The organism is Aliiroseovarius pelagivivens, from assembly GCF_900302485.1.
GTDB classification, from domain to species: Bacteria; Pseudomonadota; Alphaproteobacteria; order Rhodobacterales; family Rhodobacteraceae; genus Aliiroseovarius; species Aliiroseovarius pelagivivens.
The window spans coordinates 80,601-99,764 of record NZ_OMOI01000001.1; the positions used below are offsets into that span (position 1 = coordinate 80,601).

General features: G+C 59.2%; 20 protein-coding genes. 6 read left to right on the top strand and 14 right to left on the bottom strand.

Annotation, left to right across the window (positions count from 1 at the left end):
- Nucleotides 1–49 precede the first annotated feature (49 nt).
- Nucleotides 50–1,162 (bottom strand): S-(hydroxymethyl)glutathione dehydrogenase/class III alcohol dehydrogenase, encoded by a 1,113-nt coding sequence (locus tag ALP8811_RS00425; protein WP_108855237.1) that lies wholly within the window; start codon nucleotides 1,160–1,162, stop codon nucleotides 50–52.
- 111 nt (nucleotides 1,163–1,273) lie between these two features.
- Here ALP8811_RS00425 and ALP8811_RS00430 point away from each other — a divergent pair, with 111 nt between their 5' ends.
- Nucleotides 1,274–1,537: an I78 family peptidase inhibitor gene (locus tag ALP8811_RS00430; protein WP_181363652.1), complete on the top strand. Its 264-nt coding sequence runs from the start codon at nucleotides 1,274–1,276 to the stop codon at nucleotides 1,535–1,537.
- Nucleotides 1,538–1,588: 51 nt separating this feature from the next.
- On the opposite strand, the gene ALP8811_RS00435 is transcribed toward ALP8811_RS00430, so the two are convergent.
- The 4 genes from ALP8811_RS00435 to paaI all read right to left on the bottom strand — a co-directional run bounded on the left by ALP8811_RS00435 (nucleotide 1,589) and on the right by paaI (nucleotide 4,565).
- Complete coding sequence (locus ALP8811_RS00435) at nucleotides 1,589–2,035, bottom strand: c-type cytochrome (protein ID WP_181363653.1); 447 nt, start codon at nucleotides 2,033–2,035, stop codon at nucleotides 1,589–1,591.
- Between the two features lie 169 nt (nucleotides 2,036–2,204).
- Nucleotides 2,205–2,783, bottom strand: coding sequence for a TetR/AcrR family transcriptional regulator (locus ALP8811_RS00440; RefSeq protein WP_108855240.1), 579 nt, complete (start codon nucleotides 2,781–2,783; stop codon nucleotides 2,205–2,207).
- A gap of 3 nt (nucleotides 2,784–2,786) precedes the next feature.
- The gene (gene paaK, locus ALP8811_RS00445) at nucleotides 2,787–4,094 is read right to left on the bottom strand and encodes a phenylacetate--CoA ligase PaaK (RefSeq protein WP_108855241.1); all 1,308 of its coding nucleotides are present in this window, start codon (nucleotides 4,092–4,094) and stop codon (nucleotides 2,787–2,789) included.
- Between the two features lie 45 nt (nucleotides 4,095–4,139).
- Nucleotides 4,140–4,565, bottom strand: a complete 426-nt coding sequence (gene paaI, locus ALP8811_RS00450; protein ID WP_108855242.1) for a hydroxyphenylacetyl-CoA thioesterase PaaI — start codon at nucleotides 4,563–4,565, stop codon at nucleotides 4,140–4,142.
- 330 nt (nucleotides 4,566–4,895) lie between these two features.
- Between paaI and ALP8811_RS00455 the strand changes: the two genes are divergently transcribed.
- Nucleotides 4,896–5,243: a DUF2794 domain-containing protein gene (locus ALP8811_RS00455; protein WP_108857359.1), complete on the top strand. Its 348-nt coding sequence runs from the start codon at nucleotides 4,896–4,898 to the stop codon at nucleotides 5,241–5,243.
- Between the two features lie 3 nt (nucleotides 5,244–5,246).
- On the opposite strand, the gene ALP8811_RS00460 is transcribed toward ALP8811_RS00455, so the two are convergent.
- The 3 genes from ALP8811_RS00460 to ALP8811_RS00470 form a co-directional block, all read right to left on the bottom strand.
- A complete protein-coding gene (locus tag ALP8811_RS00460) occupies nucleotides 5,247–6,095 on the bottom strand; it encodes a C40 family peptidase (RefSeq protein WP_108855243.1) in 849 nt (282 codons plus the stop codon).
- Nucleotides 6,095–7,477, bottom strand: a complete 1,383-nt coding sequence (locus tag ALP8811_RS00465; protein ID WP_108857360.1) for a leucyl aminopeptidase family protein — start codon at nucleotides 7,475–7,477, stop codon at nucleotides 6,095–6,097. The genes ALP8811_RS00460 and ALP8811_RS00465 overlap by 1 nt, the downstream gene beginning before the upstream one ends.
- Nucleotides 7,478–7,561: 84 nt before the next feature.
- A complete protein-coding gene (locus ALP8811_RS00470) occupies nucleotides 7,562–7,942 on the bottom strand; it encodes a hypothetical protein (protein WP_108855244.1) in 381 nt (126 codons plus the stop codon).
- A 139-nt stretch (nucleotides 7,943–8,081) separates the two neighbouring features.
- Between ALP8811_RS00470 and ALP8811_RS00475 the strand changes: the two genes are divergently transcribed.
- On the top strand, nucleotides 8,082–8,729 hold the full coding sequence (locus ALP8811_RS00475) for a carbonic anhydrase (RefSeq protein ID WP_108855245.1): 648 nt from the start codon (nucleotides 8,082–8,084) through the stop codon (nucleotides 8,727–8,729).
- 173 nt (nucleotides 8,730–8,902) lie between these two features.
- Nucleotides 8,903–9,439 carry a flavodoxin domain-containing protein gene (locus ALP8811_RS00480; RefSeq protein ID WP_108855246.1) on the top strand — a complete coding sequence of 179 codons (537 nt, stop codon included), beginning with the start codon at nucleotides 8,903–8,905 and terminating at the stop codon, nucleotides 9,437–9,439.
- Nucleotides 9,440–9,535: 96 nt separating this feature from the next.
- Here ALP8811_RS00480 and ALP8811_RS00485 read toward each other — a convergent pair whose 3' ends face one another.
- Together ALP8811_RS00485 and ALP8811_RS00490 are read right to left on the bottom strand one after the other, a co-directional pair.
- Nucleotides 9,536–11,158, bottom strand: coding sequence for a DUF4139 domain-containing protein (locus ALP8811_RS00485; RefSeq protein ID WP_108855247.1), 1,623 nt, complete (start codon nucleotides 11,156–11,158; stop codon nucleotides 9,536–9,538).
- 141 nt (nucleotides 11,159–11,299) lie between these two features.
- Nucleotides 11,300–12,322 (bottom strand): aspartate-semialdehyde dehydrogenase, encoded by a 1,023-nt coding sequence (locus ALP8811_RS00490; protein WP_108855248.1) that lies wholly within the window; start codon nucleotides 12,320–12,322, stop codon nucleotides 11,300–11,302.
- Between the two features lie 356 nt (nucleotides 12,323–12,678).
- On the opposite strand from ALP8811_RS00490, the gene ALP8811_RS00495 reads away from it, so the two are divergent.
- Nucleotides 12,679–13,995, top strand: a complete 1,317-nt coding sequence (locus ALP8811_RS00495; protein WP_108855249.1) for a DEAD/DEAH box helicase — start codon at nucleotides 12,679–12,681, stop codon at nucleotides 13,993–13,995.
- Here the strand turns inward: ALP8811_RS00495 and ALP8811_RS00500 are convergent.
- The gene (locus tag ALP8811_RS00500) at nucleotides 13,992–15,179 is read right to left on the bottom strand and encodes an MFS transporter (RefSeq protein ID WP_108855250.1); all 1,188 of its coding nucleotides are present in this window, start codon (nucleotides 15,177–15,179) and stop codon (nucleotides 13,992–13,994) included. The genes ALP8811_RS00495 and ALP8811_RS00500 overlap by 4 nt on opposite strands.
- Nucleotides 15,180–15,256: 77 nt before the next feature.
- Nucleotides 15,257–16,291 (bottom strand): uroporphyrinogen decarboxylase, encoded by a 1,035-nt coding sequence (gene hemE / locus ALP8811_RS00505; RefSeq protein WP_108855251.1) that lies wholly within the window; start codon nucleotides 16,289–16,291, stop codon nucleotides 15,257–15,259.
- A gap of 115 nt (nucleotides 16,292–16,406) precedes the next feature.
- Between hemE and hemC the strand changes: the two genes are divergently transcribed.
- A complete protein-coding gene (hemC, locus tag ALP8811_RS00510) occupies nucleotides 16,407–17,363 on the top strand; it encodes a hydroxymethylbilane synthase (protein ID WP_108855252.1) in 957 nt (318 codons plus the stop codon).
- Between the two features lie 48 nt (nucleotides 17,364–17,411).
- On the opposite strand, the gene ALP8811_RS00515 is transcribed toward hemC, so the two are convergent.
- Both ALP8811_RS00515 and ALP8811_RS00520 read right to left on the bottom strand, forming a co-directional pair.
- Entirely contained in the window at nucleotides 17,412–18,587 is a 1,176-nt protein-coding gene (locus ALP8811_RS00515) for an acetyl-CoA C-acyltransferase family protein (protein WP_108855253.1), read from the bottom strand.
- An 85-nt stretch (nucleotides 18,588–18,672) separates the two neighbouring features.
- Nucleotides 18,673–19,122, bottom strand: coding sequence for a MarR family winged helix-turn-helix transcriptional regulator (locus tag ALP8811_RS00520; RefSeq protein WP_245924474.1), 450 nt, complete (start codon nucleotides 19,120–19,122; stop codon nucleotides 18,673–18,675).
- Between the last annotated feature and the right edge of the window lie 42 nt (nucleotides 19,123–19,164).

The window sequence follows — 19,164 nt, forward strand, 5'->3', positions numbered from 1 at the left end:
GAAAAAAGGGGGCCGAGGCCCCCTTTGGTTGTCTGCTCGGGCAAGTGGATCAGAACTCCACCACCGCACGGATGCTTTCACCCTTGTGCATCAGTTCGAACCCTTCGTTGATCTGATCAAGGCTCAGCTTGTGGGTGATCATCGGGTCGATCTCGATTTTGCCGTCCATGTACCAATCGACGATCTTCGGGACGTCCGTGCGGCCCGACGCACCACCAAAGGCGGTACCGCGCCAAACACGGCCGGTGACCAGCTGGAAGGGGCGGGTCGAAATCTCGGCACCAGCTGGGGCGACGCCGATGATGATCGATTCCCCCCAACCCTTATGGGCGCATTCCAGCGCTTGGCGCATCACGTTCACATTGCCGGTGGCGTCGAACGAATAATCTGCGCCGCCGCCGGTCAGCTCGACCAGATGGGCAACGATATCGCCGTCCACTTTCGACGGGTTCACGAAATCGGTCATGCCGAAGTGGCGGCCCATTTCTTCTTTGCCGTCATTCAGGTCCACGCCAACAATCTGATCCGCACCGGCCATGCGCAGGCCCTGGATCACGTTCAGGCCAATGCCGCCCAGGCCAAACACAACGGCGGTCGAACCGATTTCGACTTTGGCCGTGTTGATCACGGCGCCAATGCCGGTGGTGACACCGCAACCGATGTAGCAGATTTTATCAAACGGAGCGTCCTTGCGGACCTTTGCCAGCGCAATCTCGGGCACAACCGTGTGGTTGGCGAAGGTCGAGCAGCCCATGTAGTGGTGGATCGGCGTGCCATCCAGCATTGAGAAACGGGTCGAACCATCCGGCAACAGGCCTGCGCCTTGGGTCGAGCGGATCGACTGGCAGAGGTTGGTTTTCGGGTTCAGACAGTAGTCACACTCGCGACATTCGGGCGTGTAAAGCGGGATCACGTGGTCGCCGACCTCAAGCGAGGTCACGCCTTCGCCCACCTCAATCACCACGCCTGCGCCTTCGTGGCCCAGAATGGCCGGGAAGATGCCCTCGGGGTCGTCGCCAGAGCGGGTGAATTCGTCGGTATGGCACAGGCCGGTGGCCTTGATCTCGACCAGAACTTCGCCGGCACGCGGGCCTTCAAGGTTCACTTCCATAATCTCAAGCGGTTTGCCGGCTTCAAGGGCTACGGCGGCACGTGTGCGCATGGGGGTCCTCCTGTTGGTATGTCGCCCGTAGGGTGGGGGAAACCCGCGCGATTTTCAACAGCGCAGCGACCTCGGCTTGTCTTGTGGCGACATTGGTGGAAAAATAAGCTTATGAAACAGTATTTTCTGGCTATGATTTTCGCCACACTAAGTGGCTGTGTCGCCAATAGCGGTCAAGAGCCACATGGTAGTTGTGGGGCCGGTGACCTGATGTATCTTGTCGGGCAAAACGCCGAGGTGTTGACGGATCTTGATCTTCCCGAGAACCGGCGCGTACTGCAGCCGGGTATGGCCTATACCATGGACTATCAACCAGATCGGCTGAACATCAGCATCGATGAGAATGGCCTGATTGATCGCATCTGGTGCAGTTGACCCAAGAAAAAGGGCGCGCCCTGATGGGTGCGCCCTTGGTGGGTTCAAAGGTTACTTTTTGCGATAATCGTCGTGGCAGGCTTTGCACGTGCCGCCGATTTGACCCAAAACCGCGCCGAGTGCACCTTGTTCGGTAATCTCGGCAACGCCTTTCGCGGCCATGACCATATCTTCTGATTTCTTGACGAAATCATCCCAGTTTTCCCAAATCGCGGGCAGAGCTTCGGTGGCGGGATCGGTTTCGTTGGCTTCGAACAGGGTGGGAACCGTCATGCCGTTCTCGGCGATGGTGGCGACGGCAGCGTTGGCCTTGGCGGCATCGAATGCCATCTCGCCTTTGGCCATACCCGAAAGCGTCTTCATGGATCCGCCAATAGCCTTCATGGCTTCCATCCGCTTGATCACAACGGGGTTGGTGGCATCTTCGTGCGCAGCAAGACCACTTGCCATGGTGATGCTTACAAGGGATGCGAGGGCGAGAATGCGGGCAGTTTTCATACCTAGTCCTTTCAGGCGATGGTGACTCGTTCGCATAATTGTATGCACATGCATCTATTTTCGAAATCACAGAAGCGTGATCGGCCAAATTTAGGGGGAAGCCCGCCGAGGAAGGGCACCGCCCAGCAAAATGCTGGACGCGTGATGCGCGTGACGGGCAAGGGTGCGACTACAGGGCGTGAATGCCGCCCAAGATCATGTTGGACACCAAATCAGCGTAGTCCTCGCGGTTCAGCCCTTTGCCGGGGCGGTTCCACATGTAGTACCAGTTCAAAATGCCGAAGACTGACATGGTTACAGCACGCAGGTTCGTGCCGTTTTCAAAGCGTTCAGGGGCCTCGGCCTTCAAAGCCGCGCCCATCATGTCGATCAGGCGGCGCTGAAGTTCAACCAATGGGGCTTGCTGATCGGGTTCCAGAACCGTCAAGCTGTCCAGCTGAAGTTTGTGTTCGGCATCCGCGCCTTTATAGGCAATCAGGATGGCCCGCACCAATCCCCGCAGTCCATCGGTTTCGGGGGCTGCTTCAACGTCGGCCACCAGCTTGGACAGGTGGTGGTCCAGAATGTCGTAAAGCAGGGCCTCTTTGCTGTCATAGTAGTGATAGATCAGCGCCTTCGACACCTGGCAATGCTTGGCCGCTGCTGTCATCGAAGCACGATCAAACCCGTGTTCAGCGAAATAGGCCGCTGCCCCCTTGCGGATGGCAGCGCGTTTTTCTTCGTGATCACGGGCGATCCCACGAGGCATGGGTTACTCCTTCGGACGGTTGTCGACGACCCTTACAGCCTTACCCTCACTTCGTGCAACCTTGCCGCCTTCTGCAACGTGCACTTTGGCGCTGACGCCGACATTGGATTTGATCTTGCCGGACAGTGCTCGGACAGCAGCTTCGGCGCCTTCCCGCGACTGACCTTCCGCCATTTCCACATGAATATGCATTTCATCCATGCGGCCCGGACGTACCAGTTCGATCTGGAAGTGCGGACTTAGGGCGGGCACGTCCATCAGCTGTTCTTCGATCTGGGTCGGGAAGACGTTCACGCCGCGCAGGATGATCATGTCATCCGAACGGCCGGTGATCTTCTCCATCCGGCGCATCGAACGCGCGGTGCCCGGCAGCAGACGTGTCAGGTCGCGGGTACGGTAACGGATGATCGGGAAACCTTCTTTGGTCAGCGAAGTGAACACCAGTTCGCCCAGTTCACCATCCTCGCAGACCTCGCCGGTCTCGGGGTTGATGATCTCGGGATAGAAGTGGTCTTCCCAAATGTGCAGGCCGTCCTTGGTTTCCACACACTCATTGGCCACACCCGGTCCGACAACTTCCGACAGGCCGTAGATGTCAACGGCGTGCATGTCGAAGGCTTCTTCGATTTCGCGGCGCATGTTGTTTGTCCACGGCTCGGCCCCGAAGATTCCGACCTTCAGTGGGCTTTTGCGCGGGTCCAGACCCTGCTTGGCGTATTCGTCCAGAATGGACAGCGCGTAGGACGGCGTCACGGTGATGCCGTCAGCGCGGAAATCCTCGATCAGGCGCACCTGGCGCTGGGTCATACCACCCGATACCGGCACAACGGTCAGGCCAGCAGCTTCAGCGCCGCCATGGACACCCAGACCGCCAGTAAACAGACCGTAGCCATAGGCGTTGTGCAACACGTCACCCGGGCGCAGGCCCGAGGCGCGCATGCAGCGGGCAACGACGCCCGACCACATTTTCAGGTCATTCTTGGTATAGCCCACAACGGTCGGCTGACCTGTGGTGCCCGAGCTTGCGTGGATACGCGAAATCTGCTCGCGCGGGACGGCAAACAGCCCAAACGGATAATTGTCGCGCAGATCCTGTTTGACGGTGAAGGGGAACTTGGCCAGATCCGACAGCGTCTTCAGATCGTCGGGATGCACACCGGCGTCGTCGAAGCTTTTGCGATAGAAGGGCACGTTTTCATAGGCGTGTTTCAACGACCATTTCATGCGCTCTAGCTGCGTGGCGGCAATCTCGTCGCGCGAAGCGATTTCGATTGGATCAAGGTCTTCCTTGCGAGGTGTCAGGTCTTTCATGTCTCTCCTCCGACCAGAGCGCGTGCCCCGGTGCTTCTATCCGTCTTATTCGTCAAAATGTGTGCCGCTGACCTGCCGCGAATGGCCGCGGAACAGAACTACGGTGCGACCGTCCTCCCCAGTGACGGTCACGTCATAAATGCCCGAGCGCCCGGTAAGGCTGGTCTCGGTCGCGGTTGCGGTCAGGCGCTCGCCCAGTTTGCCCGGGCTGAGATAGGTGATCGAGCAATGCTGCCCAACCACGCGGTTGTTGTAACTGTTGCAGGCGAAGGCAAAGGCGCTGTCGGCCAGCGTAAAGGAAAACCCGCCATGGCAGGATCCGTGTCCATTCACCATGTCTTTACGGACATCCATCGACAGGACGGCCTGGCCCGGCGCAATGGCGTCGATCCGCATGCCCAGTTCCTGACTGGCCGGATCGTCTGCCCACATGATGTCGGCACTTTTTTCTGCGATTTCCTGCGGCGTCATGTGGCCTCCCCCAAGATCACTACTTGATAGGATGCACAAAACCGACCGTGCGGTCAATAATGCGTTTTGCTTTTCGCAAGGATCGCTGGCGCAAATTGCGATGCAACGTGCAAAAACTGGCTGAAATATTGTGAAGTGAAGTTTGCTCCGACGCCGCACACCGGGTGGGGGCTGTTCGTACGGCGCCGGAAAAGCTCTCGCTTACTGCAGGTTTATTGTTCCCTTGGAAAGGGGCACCAAAACGCACGCCGAAAGGTAACTTACCGTTCATTTCGGGGCGAAACTGGGGCAGGTATTGATTTGTTTACCATGTCGGTCCACTCTGAATTTATGAACTGGCAGACAACGACGCCCTTTCAAGGGGCAGGCAAACCGGCCGAGCAGGTCGCCTTCAATCGCATCGAACTTGGCGCCATCATGGGTCTCTATGGACAGATGGTTGCCGCGGGAGAGTGGCGCGATTACGGGATGAGCTTTCTTAGTGACGTTGCGATCTTTTCGATCTTCCGACGCACGGCAGAGCACCCGATTTACCGAATCGAGAAGCGGCCCAAGCTGCGCGGGAAGCAGGGACAGTACTCTGTGATCGGCATGGATGGGCGCATCCTGAAACGCGGCAGCGACCTGCGTTCGGTGCTGAGGGTGCTAGAGCGAAAGCTGATCCGCGCGGTCGAATAAGGCCTACAATCTCTTGCGCGACGTGACGGGGCCATCGCCCTGCGCTGCGATGCGCGCGATGGCATCCGCTGTACTCTCATAAACCACCGACATGTGATGTGCGTTGGCGTGAATGATCCGCGCGGCATCCACCACCATCGCCACATGACCTTTCCAAAACAAAATATCGCCGCGCTGAAGTGGCGCATCATCGGGAATGTCGTGACCCAGCGCGGCCTCTTGCAGATCGCTGTCGGCAGGGCAGGGGATGCCACAGGCCAGAAGGGCTGCTTGCACAAGACCCGAACAGTCGATGCCAAAGCCCGAGTTACCCGCCCAGACATAGGGCGTATCCAGAAACTGCTCGGCAATCGCGACGGGATCCGAAGAAAACGCGTCAAGCGGGCACAGATGTGATGCAGGGATATGGCCGTGTTTCGGGGCCGACATTGGGGTCGCGGGTAGTTTCACCTCAGCCCACTTTCCCTTCAGGGCCACCACTTGTACGCGGCTGTTTAAATGAAACACGCGATTATGCGGCGTTTTGAAGTTCGGATCTGGGTACATATGTGTGGTGCGGTGGGTCACGCGGTGGGTCAAAGACTGAGGGTCACCTAGGCTCCACGCTTCAAGATAACCGACATAGCCATCTTTCAGCGACTGGCCGAAGACCATGTGATCGTCGCCATCCAGAATGTTGAACTGATCCCCTGACAGAACTTGCCGGTCTCGATTTCCGCTGGGAGCATCCAGCAGAAAGCTGTCGCCGACGACCTGTTTCAGAGTGCCGTCCGTGAAACGAGGGGCGTCGACCTTCCCACGCAAGCTTTCATGCGCGACATGGTCATTGGCGGGGGTCAGGCGGCGGTCCATTACAGCTCCAACAGGTCAGGCAGCGCATCCAGAAGCGCACGCGCGCCCATGCCCACGCCACCTTTTGGGCGGCCCGGCGCGGCGGTCGGATTCCAGCCATAGATGTCGAAATGCACATAGCGCGGCGTGTCGGTGACGAAGCGCCGCAAGAACAGGGCGGCCGTGATCGAGCCTGCGAATCCACCCTTCGGCGCGTTGTCCAGATCGGCAATGCCGGGTTCGATCATCGCTTCATACGGGTCCCAGAAGGGCAGCTCCCACACCGGGTCGGCGCTGGATTGCGCGCCGTTGCGCAGGGCGTCGGCGTCTGTCGTTTCGGTTGCGTAGAAGGGCGACAGGTCCGGTCCGACAGCGACGCGCGCGGCCCCGGTCAGTGTGGCCATCGAGACGATCAGGTCCGGTGTTTCTTCATCCGCCAGCGCCAGCGCATCCGCCAGCACAAGACGCCCCTCGGCATCCGTATTGTTGATCTCGACCGTTAGACCCTTGCGCGAGGTCAGGATATCGCCGGGACGGAACGCATTGCCCGCAACGGCGTTCTCGACCGCCGGGATTAGCACCCGCAGGCGCAGCTTCAGGCCAAGCGCCATGATCATCTGGGCCAGTCCCAGCACCGTGGCCGCGCCGCCCATATCTTTCTTCATCAAGCCCATCGAGGCGCCGGGTTTCAGGTTCAGCCCGCCCGTGTCAAAGCAGACGCCCTTGCCGACCAAGGTCAGTGTCGGGCCTTCGTCGCCCCATCGCATGTCGATCAAGCGCGGAGCACGTGTGGCCGCGCGTCCAACCGCGTGGACCATCGGAAAGTTCTGGTCGAGCAGCGCTTTGCCCATGATGGTCGAGATTGTTGCGCCATGCGCCTCGGCCAGTTTGCGGACCGCCAGTTCCAGCTCGTCCGGCCCCATATCCTCGGCCGGGGTGTTGATCAGGTCGCGTGTCGCGACCTCTCCACCTGCGATGGTTTCCAAACGTGTGGCATCCACACCAGCGGGGGCCACAAGCTGTGCCTTGGGCGCCGATTGCGTGGCGTAGCGGTCGAAGCGGTAGCCTTCCAGAAGCCAGCCAAGGGCGAACTCCTGCGTGATCTGGTCAGAATGCGAACTGGCCAGTTGGTACACACCTTCTGGAAGTTTCCCTCGCGCCGCAACAGCTCCGAACCGTTTGCGGTTGCGTGCCTTCGCGGTGCCAAGGCCAACCAGAGCCATCTCGACCTCGCCAGAGGCCGACGGCACCACCAAGCATTGCCCCAGCCCCCCATCAAACCCATTGGCCGATGCCCATGTCTGAGCCGGTTTGGGAAGTGCGGACAGCGCGTCGCCGGCGTCCTTCTCGATCAGGTAAAGCGGTATGGCCGCGTCAGTTTGGGTGGCGAAGGTCAGGGTCATCAGGGCCTCGATCATTATCTGTGCCAGTTCTGTCTGGCAGAGTAACGCCCCCAAGCGCAGGGGCAATCCCCGATCTGTACCCGCCTAAAGTGACATGTCCTGAAGATCCCAGACGGCAATCAGGCTGCGTTCGCCCACGCGGCTTAGACGAGCCAGTGTCGCGGACAGTGCTGCCGAATCTTGTGTTGCGCATTGTTCAGCCACATCGCGGGCCACACGGGCCAGAGTGGTCATGCCCAGCCGCTGAGCAATGCGCTTCAGATCTTCGACACCTTTATGAAGGTCAGCATGTCGCCCGGACTTCTGTGCCTGTTGCAGCCGCGCCAACCAAAGCGCCAAATCCTCAAGCGATTGGTTCAGGTTGCGATCCGCCTGTACCGGCCCAAAGCGCACGTAGAGTGCGCGAAGCTGATCCCGGTCCAAATTGATGTCTTCGAAGTAGGTTAAGTTCGCAATTTCAGTCATACTAGCACCCCGGTTGTATCTATCCCTCGGGGGTAGAATGACCGGAGTGCCTCAAGAAATCGTATATCAGTGCCTAAAAATTGCTCGAATTTGGGGCGTTTCCAGCGTAGATACTTTCCGATGCAGACAGGAGACAAACATGAACACAGCTCGTCCACTTCCTAGCTATCTCGTGCAGCGCTATCATGGTTGGAGCGCAACGACGTTCTCCGAGAATAAATCTTGGTATCGCCGCCTAGCAGACGAAGGTCAGCGCCCGCGCAGCATGATTATTTCGTGCTGTGACAGCCGTGTTCATGTGACGCAGATGTTCGGCGCCGATCAAGGTGAGATCTTCCTGCACCGCAACATCGCCAACCTTGTCCCGCCGTTCGCACCGGATGGCGATTATCACGGCACCTCGGCGGCTGTGGAATATGCGGTCACTGCCCTTAAAGTGTCGCATCTTATCGTATTGGGTCACTCGAAATGCGGCGGTGTGAAGGGCTTCCACGAGAAGTGTTTGGGCAATGCGCCAGAGCTCGCTGAAAACACCTCGTTCGTTGGTCGCTGGATCGACATTCTTCAGCCGGGCTATGATCGTCTTGGCGGCAACGATGCCGATATCGACGATGCGACCCTTGAGAAAGAAGGCGTTCTTGTATCCCTGGAAAACCTGATGACCTTCCCCTTCGTGCGCGACGCGGTTGAATCCGAAAAGCTGTCACTGCACGGGCTGTGGACTGACATCGGTGAAGGTGGGCTGGAATTTTTTAACGCTGAAACCGGCGCCTTCGAGGCGTTGTAAGTTTGATGGCAGGGCAGTGCGATTTTCGCGTTTGCCCTGCCCCAATTGACGCGAGTCAATGAAAACCTCTTAGACATTATGCCAAGCTGACAGTGTTCAGTGTGATCGCGGATTAACCTCTGCGAGCACAGGTTTCGCGTCTGCACGGCCCGTTGGGGCTGAAGGAGGTTCCTATGAAAATTCTTGTTTCCTATGCCACAAGCGAAGGCCACACGCGCAAAATTGCTCGGTGGATCGCTGACAGGATTTATGATCAAGGCCATTCGGTCGAGCTGCTTTCCCTAGTGGACAAAAAGGACATTGATCTTGGGCGGTTCGACGGTGCGATTTTGGCCAGCTCGGTGCATGTTGGGCACTATCAGCCGGAAGTGGCCGAGTTCGCCGGCGAGCACGCAACGCGGTTGGCGCAGATGCCGACGTTGTTTTTGTCGGTGTCGCTTTCAGCAGCAGGGCATGATGCCGACGACTGGCGCGGACTCGAGCGCATTCTGGATGATTTCACAGATGCCACCAACTGGACGCCTGATCGCGTAGTTCAAGTGGCCGGTGCCTATATGCCGTCCGAATACGGTGTATTAAGCCGTTTCGTCATGCGTCGTATCATTGCGGGGCAGGATCCCGAGGCCGATCTGGATGCGGATCATGACTATACGGATTGGGAGGCATTGGGCAGCGAGCTGGACAGCTGGCTGGCGCAGGCAGAGGCGTGATCTTGCATCACTCTGATGGGTATGGGCCCGCTGTCGCTGGCCCATACCTGAAAGATTGTCACCCGTGGCGCTGAAGCATCGTCGCGGCCACCAAGCTTACGGTGCCCACGATAGGGTCTTGCCCTCGGGCCAGCGCAGCGTGGTTGCGATGCTGATCTCGGACTGTCCACCCGCGGGCACGCTCAGATCCCAGACGGACACCCCGCGACGATCCTCGAAATCGGTTTCCGTGGGCGCGGGGGTGGCATTCACGGTCACGTTCAGCTCTTCCTGTTCGGAATAGGTCGTGGGGAAGAACACCCGCAGGTCTTCGGCGTTGCCGCTTAGGTTCTCGACCCGCACCAAGGCCTGATGGGTCTGAGACGTGGCGGATTTGATGAACCCGCGCTCGCCTACTTGATTATCCTTTACGATATAGGTCAGGCGGATGTGCTCGACCGGACCGAAGGGCAGGTCGGCCGTATCGGCAGCTGCAATCGGCAAGAAATCGTCCTCGGCAACCAAAACACCATCCCGATAGAAGCTTGCCAGCCCGCCAAGCAATGGTGCGCCGCTGTTATTGGTCAGCGAAGCCACCAGATAGGCGGTGTCGTCACGTCGAGGCGCGGCGTGAATCTGGGTTTCGATAGGCAGTTCAAGCTGACCAAATTCAAGAAGAAGAGTGTCAGATGGGCCAATGCTTACGGGCTGGGAGTAATCATAGGTGACGGCAAATTCGCCATAGTTCGCGCCGAACGCGGCTTCCTCGACGACGACGATCTCTTCCTCATATAACGCGTCGGCCGAATACCCTGCGACCTCGCTTCGTTTCAACGTGACGGGCTCAGGGTCGTAAACACGGGCGTGTCGGCCAAGCACGCGGCTGGGGCCGGTTTGTCCGTTGGGGTCTGTGGTGGACAGCTTCAGGTCAATGTCTTGCCAGCTTACCTCGCCTGAAGCCTTAATGCCTGCTTTGCGGTGAACCAAAAGCGTGTCTGGCGTGTCCGAGTTCAGGTGCACCTCGTAAATAGGCTGCCAGTAAGCCCCTTCTGCATAGGCGATCAATTCAATCTGAGCGTCGGTTGCGGCTGGGGTGCTTAGGCGAACCGCCCACAGATTCTCGCCTTCCTCGGGTGGCAACATCCGGGACAGTTTGGTTTGCGCTTTGGCAAGGTCTTCGGCCAGCTCTATCTTTCGCTCTTTTGCGGCGCTGATCTGGGCTGACTGTTTGGTGATCTCGGCATGCGTCGCCTCGGTCTCGCTCAGCACCGTGGTTGATATGGTCAGGATGTCCTTCGCATCCAATTCCAGATCTCCGGCAGACAGGGACCCCAAGAACGCGAGCTGAGCCTCAAGGGCACGCATCCGTCCGCTCAGTTCCATCATGGTCTGATCATGCGCCTCAAGCGCATCTTGTGCGGTGTCCACGGCAGCCTGCGCGGCAGCCTGATCCGGGGTCAGATAGGCATCCTGATCCTGTACCCCACCTTCTTGCAACTTCACCTGCGTGATGGTCACGCCCTCTGTCACACTGCGGATCTGAGGGATGCTGTCGTGATCGCTAAACTCAAACGGAAACAGCACCTCGTGCGTGCCGGCGGGCAGCGTCAGGGTGATGTGATGCGTGACCTCGGCCACCTGAGGATAAAGCGTTGCCGACACGGCGCGGGGTGCGGTGTGGAAGGTGTCGGCAAAGGAAGGGGCTGCGGTCAGCAGCAGAAGGGGCAAAGTATAACGCATGGAAAATGCCTTTTAACAGTCAGATACAACAGCGGCATCGCTGTATGCGAGAGTGTTTCAGACCCAATTCCCCTTGCCAATGCCCCAAACGAAAAAGCCCCGCTGTTCGGCGGGGCTTTTCCTATTCGACTGTCAGGAGGTTTAGCCCTTCTTCAGAACCTCACGGCCCAGCAGCTCAGCGATCTGGACGGCGTTCAGGGCAGCACCCTTACGCAGGTTGTCCGAAACGCACCACATGTTCAGGCCGTTCTCGACCGTCACGTCCTGACGGATACGGCTGATGAAGGTCGCGAAATCGCCTACGCATTCGACCGGAGTGACATAGCCACCGTTCTCGCGCTTATCCACGACCAGAATGCCGGGGGCTGTACGCAGGATGTCGCGGGCTTCGTCTTCGTCCAGGAACTCTTCGGTTTCGATGTTGATCGATTCCGAGTGGCCAACGAAGACCGGCACGCGCACGCAGGTCGCAGTGACTTTGATCGACGGATCGACGATCTTCTTCGTCTCGGCGATCATCTTCCATTCTTCTTTCGTGTCGCCCGAGTCCATGAAGACGTCGATGTGCGGGATCACGTTGAAGGCGATCTGCTTGGGATAGACCTTCGGTTCCACTTCCTGACCCGGCACATACATGCCCTTGGTCTGGTTCCACAGCTCGTCAATCGCGTCTTTGCCCGAACCGGACACCGACTGATAGGTCGACACGACAACGCGTTTGATTTTGGCGCGGTCATGCAGAGGCTTCAGCGCAACAACCATCTGCGCAGTCGAGCAGTTGGGGTTCGCGATGATGTTCTTGTTCTTATAGCCGTGGATCGCCTGCGGGTTTACCTCGGGCACGATCAGCGGGATGTCGGGGTCATACCGGTACAGCGACGAGTTATCGATCACCACACAACCCGCTTTCGCAGCTTTGGGCGCGTATTGCTTGGTCGCTTCCGAGCCCACGGCGAACAGCGCCATGTCCCAGCCGGTGAAGTCGAAGGTGTCCAGATCCTGGGTGGTCAGGGTCTTGTCACCAAAGCTGACTTCAGTACCGAGCGAACGGCGCGATGCAAGCGCGGCGATCTCGTCTACAGGAAACTGGCGCTCTGCCAGGATGTTCAGCATTTCGCGGCCCACGTTGCCCGTGGCGCCTACGACGGCGACTTTATAGCCCATTACGGCCTCCTATAATGAATCTGTCTTTGAACCACCCAAAGACGGGGGGTTCCATAGAGCAATTCTGCCTTGCAGAAAAGGCCTTTCGCGGTACGCACGTATCATTTGTCGTTGACTTGTGTGGTTTTGGCTGTGATACGCGGGGTAACTGTCCGGTCGACGCGTGAGCGACCCGCCCCAGATGTGAGGCAGACAGTCTTTTCCACAAGTTCCCAAATCACGCGGGGTTCTAGCGGCCAAATCGGCGCATGGGCATTCGGCCCGCGCGCGAGCATTTGCTGCAAACCTAAGCGACGGGCGCAACTGCCCCACCCGCGTGAAAGCGGTGCACCATCGCGTGTGCCAGAAAGACGAAGATGACGAAATTTGCAGATCTCGGGCTGGACCCGAAACTGGTCTCGGCCGTGACAGACGCCGGTTACGAGACCCCCACCCCCATTCAAATTCAGGCCATTCCCTTGGTGCTGGAAGGCCGTGACGTAATGGGTCTGGCCCAAACCGGCACCGGCAAGACCGCCGCGTTTGGCCTGCCTTTGATCCACCAACTGTTGGGCAACCATGACAAGCGTCAGTCAAAATCGGTCAAGGCACTGGTGCTGGCGCCGACGCGCGAGCTGGTCAATCAGATTGCCGACAACCTGCGCGCTTATGTGCAGGGCACGCACCTGAAAGTACGCACTGTGGTCGGCGGTATGTCGATCAACAAACAGATCAGCATGCTGGCGCCGGGAATTGATATTCTTGTCGCCACGCCGGGACGCCTTATCGACCTAATGGATCGCGGTGCGATTCGCTTGGACACGGCAACGTTCCTTGTGTTGGACGAAGCCGACCAGATGCTCGACATGGGCTTTATCCACGCGCTGCGCAAAATTGCCCCTGCGCTGGGCGAACCCCGCCAGACGATGCTGTTTTCCGCAACCATGCCCAAGCTGATGGCAGAGCTGTCGAAAGCATACCTGACAGATCCCGCCCGCGTGCAGGTGTCGCCCCCCGGTAAAGCCGCGGACAAGGTGACCCAAGGTCTGTACTATTGTCCCGACCGCAACGCGAAAATCAACAAACTGATCGACCTTCTGGGTCATGACGAAGATGCGCTTTCGCTGGTCTTCTCGCGTACCAAACACGGTGCCGAGAAGCTGATGAAGCACCTTGTGACCAAGGGCTTCAAGGCGGTCTCGATCCACGGCAACAAAAGTCAGGGCCAACGTGATCGCGCGCTTGCAGCTTTCCGCGCAGGCGAGGCACGTATTCTGGTCGCAACTGATGTGGCCGCGCGCGGGATCGACATTCCCGGCGTCAGCCATGTCTATAACTTCGACCTACCCGAGGTCGCCGACAACTATGTCCACCGCATTGGCCGTACTGCGCGTGCTGGTGCCGATGGCGACGCGATTTCCTTCGTGTCCGGTGTTGAACTGGGCCTGTTGCGTGACATCGAAAAGGTCATGAAGATCGAAATCCCCGTGCTGGGCGGCAAACGCCCCGCCGAGGAAAAACGCCCTCAGCGCGGTCAAGGCGGCGGTGGTGGTGGCGGTCGTCGCGGTGGCGGCGGCGGTGGCGCAGCTGCAGGCGGTGGACGCAGGCCGCGTGGCGCACAAGGGCAGAAACCTGCTGGCAACCCCGGAGGCGCACCTAAACAGCGTCGTCGCAGGCCCCGTAAGTCGGCTTAATCGGTGCGGTCCTGACTGAACAGATACAGCAGGCAGCCGATCAAGCCAGGAACGGCAAAGAACAGGAACACGGCCTGATAGGGGGCCGTGACCGACACGTCCGGACCCTGCGCCGAACGATAGACACTGGCCGAGGCGTACTGGAAAACACCCACGCCGCCGATCCCAAACATATTCATCAGCGTCACGCCCCGCCCAACAAGGTGGGGCGGATAGAAGCTGCGTCCATGCGCCATCAAAAGCGGGAAGCTTGAGGCAAACAAGCCGATGGCGGCCATGGTCAGCGCCACGCGCCAGATCCCGGCCTCGGGCGCGAACCATAGCAGAAACACCATAAAGACCGCGACGATGTTGCCAGTAAAGATCACCCATTTACGGGTGCCAAAGATGCGGTCCATCGGTCCATAAGTGAAGCTGCCGATCACCATAGCCAGAGCAATCGCCATTGTGACCCAGCCGATGCCTGTGGTGTCCAATCCATAGACATCGCGTAGGAACGGACCGGCCCAGCTGCCGCGCAGCCCGGCCGCCGCCGCATAGTTGACGAACATAAGCGGGAACAAAGCCCAAAGTGCGGGCATTTTTAGAAGGTCCAGAACGGATCCTTTGGCTTGTCCTTCTTCAACTTCGACCTTCGGCGGGTTATCCACCGTCACCATGATCAACGCGGCAACCACCAATGTCACAGTCGCCAAAGCCCACAGGCAAGTACGCCAGCCAAACTGTTCAACGGCCAGCGCCAGTGGCAAGGCGCCTGCGATATTGCCCAAAGCTCCAAAGCCAATCACCATCCCGGCCAGAGTGCCAAAGACGGCGGGGGAATAGAGCCGCGCGAAGATGAAATAGCTGGCCATCAGCACAGGGGAGCACCCGATACCGATCAAGATCATCGCATAGAGGATATGATCAGGCGTGGTGGCCATGGCAAAAAGCGCGGCGCCTCCGGCACCGCCAAGCGCCAAAAGACCTGCTGCCACTTTGCGCGGACCAATGTTGTCCAACGCCCAGCCGACAGGGATCTGCATCAGGGCAAAGACCAGAAACCACGCGCCTGACGCCTGTGCCAGATCCTCGGGCGTCGCGCCCAGATCCGTCTTCAGCGCAGGCGTCATCACCGCCAAAAAGGCGCGATAGAACTGGCTTAGGACGTAAGCCACAATCAAAGTGATGATACCAACCCGCATAGTGCTCTCCTCGCGATAACCCGCGCACAAGACACGGGTCGAAAGGATTTGGCAAGCGGGCTGGTAGTTCTACCTGATCAGCCGTTGCGCACGGTGTCGATCATCAGCTGCACATTCTCGGGATCAGCGTCCGGGGTGATCCCGTGGCCAAGGTTGAAAATATGCGGACCGTTCTTGAACGCCTCGACGATGGCGCGGGTTTCATCGACCAGTGCCTGACCGCCGGTAACCATGTGGCTGGACTTCAGGTTGCCCTGCACACAGCCATCGACCTGAACATTCGCCGCCGCCCATTCCGGGCTGACCGAGTTGTCCAGCGCCACACAATCCACGCCGGTAGCTTTGGCAAAGCCTACATAGCCCTCGCCTGCTTCGCGCGGGAAGCCGATGACGGGAATGCCGGGGTGACGTTTCTTCAGCTCGGACGTGATTACACGCGCGGGTTCAACCGCGTACTTCTGGAAGTCCTCGCCCTTCAGCGACCCGGCCCAGCTGTCAAACAGCTTCACCACTTCGGCACCGGCTTCGATCTGTTTGGACAGATACTCAATAGTGCCCTCGGTCAGGCGATCCATCACGGCTTCGAACAGCGGACGGTTTTCAGCCTTCAGCGCGTGCGCCGGACCTTGGTCTTTGGTGCCCTGACCCGCGATCATATAGGTCGCAACCGTCCAAGGCATCCCAGCGAACCCGATCAGAGTGGTCTCTTCCGGCAGTTCGCGGCGCAGGATGCGGACGGTTTCGTAAATCGGGTTCAGCGTCTCGTGAATGTCTTCCTTGCCCGACAGCTTGTCGAAATCGGCTTGGCTTGTGATCGTCGACAGACGCGGGCCTTCCCCGGTCACAAACCACAGATCCGCACCAAGCGCCTGCGGCAGCAGCAGGATGTCGGCAAACAGGATCGCCGCATCAAAGCCGTAGCGGCGGATGGGCTGCAGAGTAACTTCGGCTGCAAGCTCTGGATTGTAGCAGAGTTTCAGGAAATCTCCGGCTTGGGCGCGCGTGGCGCGATACTCGGGCAGATAGCGTCCCGCCTGACGCATCATCCAGATCGGAGGTGTCGGAAGGGTCTCGCCTGCAAGTGCGCGCAGAATGGTCTTTTGCTGGGTCATAAGGTGGCCTTTCCTGTCTGGTTCCAAGCCTCGTCCCAAAGCAGCGGCAAGATGTCAAGCGCTGGGGGTGTCGCAGGCATGGACAGAGGGGGGCTTCACGCGTAAACCAACCGCCATGACTTACACGCTTCCGACCCCCGACGCCCCCTTGAATATTGGCACACGTGGCAGCCCCTTGGCGCTGGCGCAGGCCTATGAAACGCGCCGCCGCCTGATGGCTGCGTTCGATCTGCCGGAGGCGGCGTTCGAGATCGTGGTGATTCATACCACCGGCGACAACCGCTCGATGATCGACGCGGACCGCCCGCTGAAAGAGATCGGCAACAAAGGCCTGTTCACCAAGGAAATCGAAGAGGCGATGCTGGATGGGCGCATCGACATCGCAGTGCATTCGATGAAGGATATGCCGGTCGAACAGCCTGACGGGCTGGTGCTGGAGTGCTATTTGCCGCGTGAAGACACGCGCGATGCGTTCGTGTCGATCAAGTACAAATCGATTGCTGAGCTGCCGGAGGGCGCCGTCGTCGGCACCTCGTCCCTGCGCCGCAAATCGCAGCTTTTGAACCGCCGTCCCGACCTGAGCGTGGTCGAGTTTCGCGGCAACGTTCAAACTCGCCTGAAAAAGCTGGGTGACAACGTGGCCGAAGCGACTTTCCTTGCGATGGCAGGCCTGAACCGTCTGGGCATGGACGACGTCCCCGCCACGGCGATCGAGACGGCTGATATGCTGAACGCTGTGGCCCAAGGGGCCATTGGCATTGAACGTCGTGCAGACGATGCCCGCGCCAAGGACATGCTGGATGCGATCCACAACCTTGAAACGGGTCAACGTCTGGCCGCTGAACGTGCTTTCCTAGGGGCGCTGGACGGATCCTGCGAAACGCCGATTGCGGGGCTGGCGACGCTTGACGGCGACACCCTGACCTTGAAGGGCGAGATCCTGCGCACGGATGGATCGGAAAGCGTGGCCGACCAGATCTCGGGTCCGATTGCAGACGGGCCGGAACTGGGGCGAACGCTGGCTGAAAAGCTGTTGTCGCAAGTGGGCGACGACTTTTTCGACTGGAAATAAAAAAAGGCCCGGCATCGCAGCCGGGCCTTTCTTCTTTTCAATACGTGCTTACAGGCGCTCGATGGCCAGAGCGATCCCCTGACCGCCGCCGATGCACATGGTGATCAGCGCTTTCGAGCCGCCGATGCGTTCCAGCTCGTACAGCGCTTTCACAGTGATGATTGCGCCCGTGGCGCCGACCGGGTGACCCAGCGCAATCGCGCCGCCGTTCGGGTTCACTTTGGCCGTGTCCAGATCCAGCCCTTTGTTCACCGCAATGGCTTGAGAGGCGAAGGCCTCGTTCGATTCGATCACGTCGAAATCAGCAACCGACAGACCGGTTTTAGCCAAAAGGTTCTCGACCGCCGGGACGGGGCCAATGCCCATGACCTCGGGCCGCACGCCCGCATGGCCATAGCCAATGATGCGCGCTTTGGGTTTCAGGCCAGCGGCTTCGGCCGCGTCCGCCCGTGCCAGAACCAGCGCAGCAGCACCGTCATTGATGCCCGAGGCATTGCCTGCGGTGACGCTGCCATCTTTCTGGAACGCGGGGCGCAGGCCAGCAAGCGTTTCGGCTGTCGTCGGTTTGGGGTGTTCGTCGCGGGCAAAGGCCACCATCTCGCGGCGCTTCTTGACTTCGATGGGCACGATCTGGCTGTCGAAATACCCGGCTTCGATCGCAGCAGCGGCGCGGCGCTGGCTTTCAACCGCAAACGCGTCCTGATCTTCGCGGGTCACGCTGTTCTCGGACGCGACGTTTTCCGCGGTGATGCCCATGTGACCGGTGCCAAACGGGCAGTTCAGCGCGCCCAGCATCATATCTTGTGCGCCGGTGTCACCCATCTTCTGACCCCAGCGTGCCTGCGGCAGGATATAGGGCGAGCGGCTCATGTTTTCGGCCCCACCTGCCACGGCAAAGTTCGCGTCGCCCAGCATCAGGTTTTGGGTGGCCGACACGATGGCCTGCAGCCCGGACCCGCACAGACGGTTCACGTTCATTGCCGGGGCGGTGTCGGGAATGCCAGCTTCGATTGCGGCAACGCGCGACAGGTACATGTCGCGGGGTTCGGTGTTGATCACGTGACCGAACACAACATGCCCGATCTGTTCTGGGGATACGCCCGCGCGGGCCATTGCTTCGCGGGTGACGGTTGCACCAAGCGCGCTGGGTGGGGTTTGGGCAAGGCTGCCACCGAAGCCACCAATGGCGGTGCGCACACCTTCAAGAATAACGATATCGGACATTTCAGGATCTCCAGTTTTGCGTTGCTGGTACTGTGCCGCAAAGCAGAAGATCTGTCTTGTGTAACGCTCCGTCAGAGGGGAGGGGTCAGCTTTCAGCCGTGTTGCCGGGGTCCAGTTTGTGCAGCAGGCTGGTCAGGGCTTCACGAAAGCATCCGTCCTCTTGTCCCAACAACGTTGTCAGTTGCGCCTCATACTTGCCGGCAATCGGGGCCAAGGCATCAATCATCGCACGTCCTTTGTCGGTCAGGCTAAGCTCGACCAGACGGCGATCATTGGGATTGATGGTCTTGGTGATGTATCCCGCCGCCTCAAGCCGAGATGCCGCCCGGCTGACCTTGGGTTTGTCCATGTCTACACGCTTGTGGATCTCGCGCACGCTGACGCTGTCGGCTTGGCTTAAATGCGCCACGACGCGCCATTCCGAGACCGAAATCCCATAGGCGTCGCGGTAGTGTTTCGAAAACTCCGCGCTGACACGGCTGGACAGAACGGCGATCTGGTACGGCAGGAAATCGTCGAGTTTAAAGCTGGTCACGCCTAAGCCTTTCGTTTCTTTCCCAACAATCTGCCCTGTGTG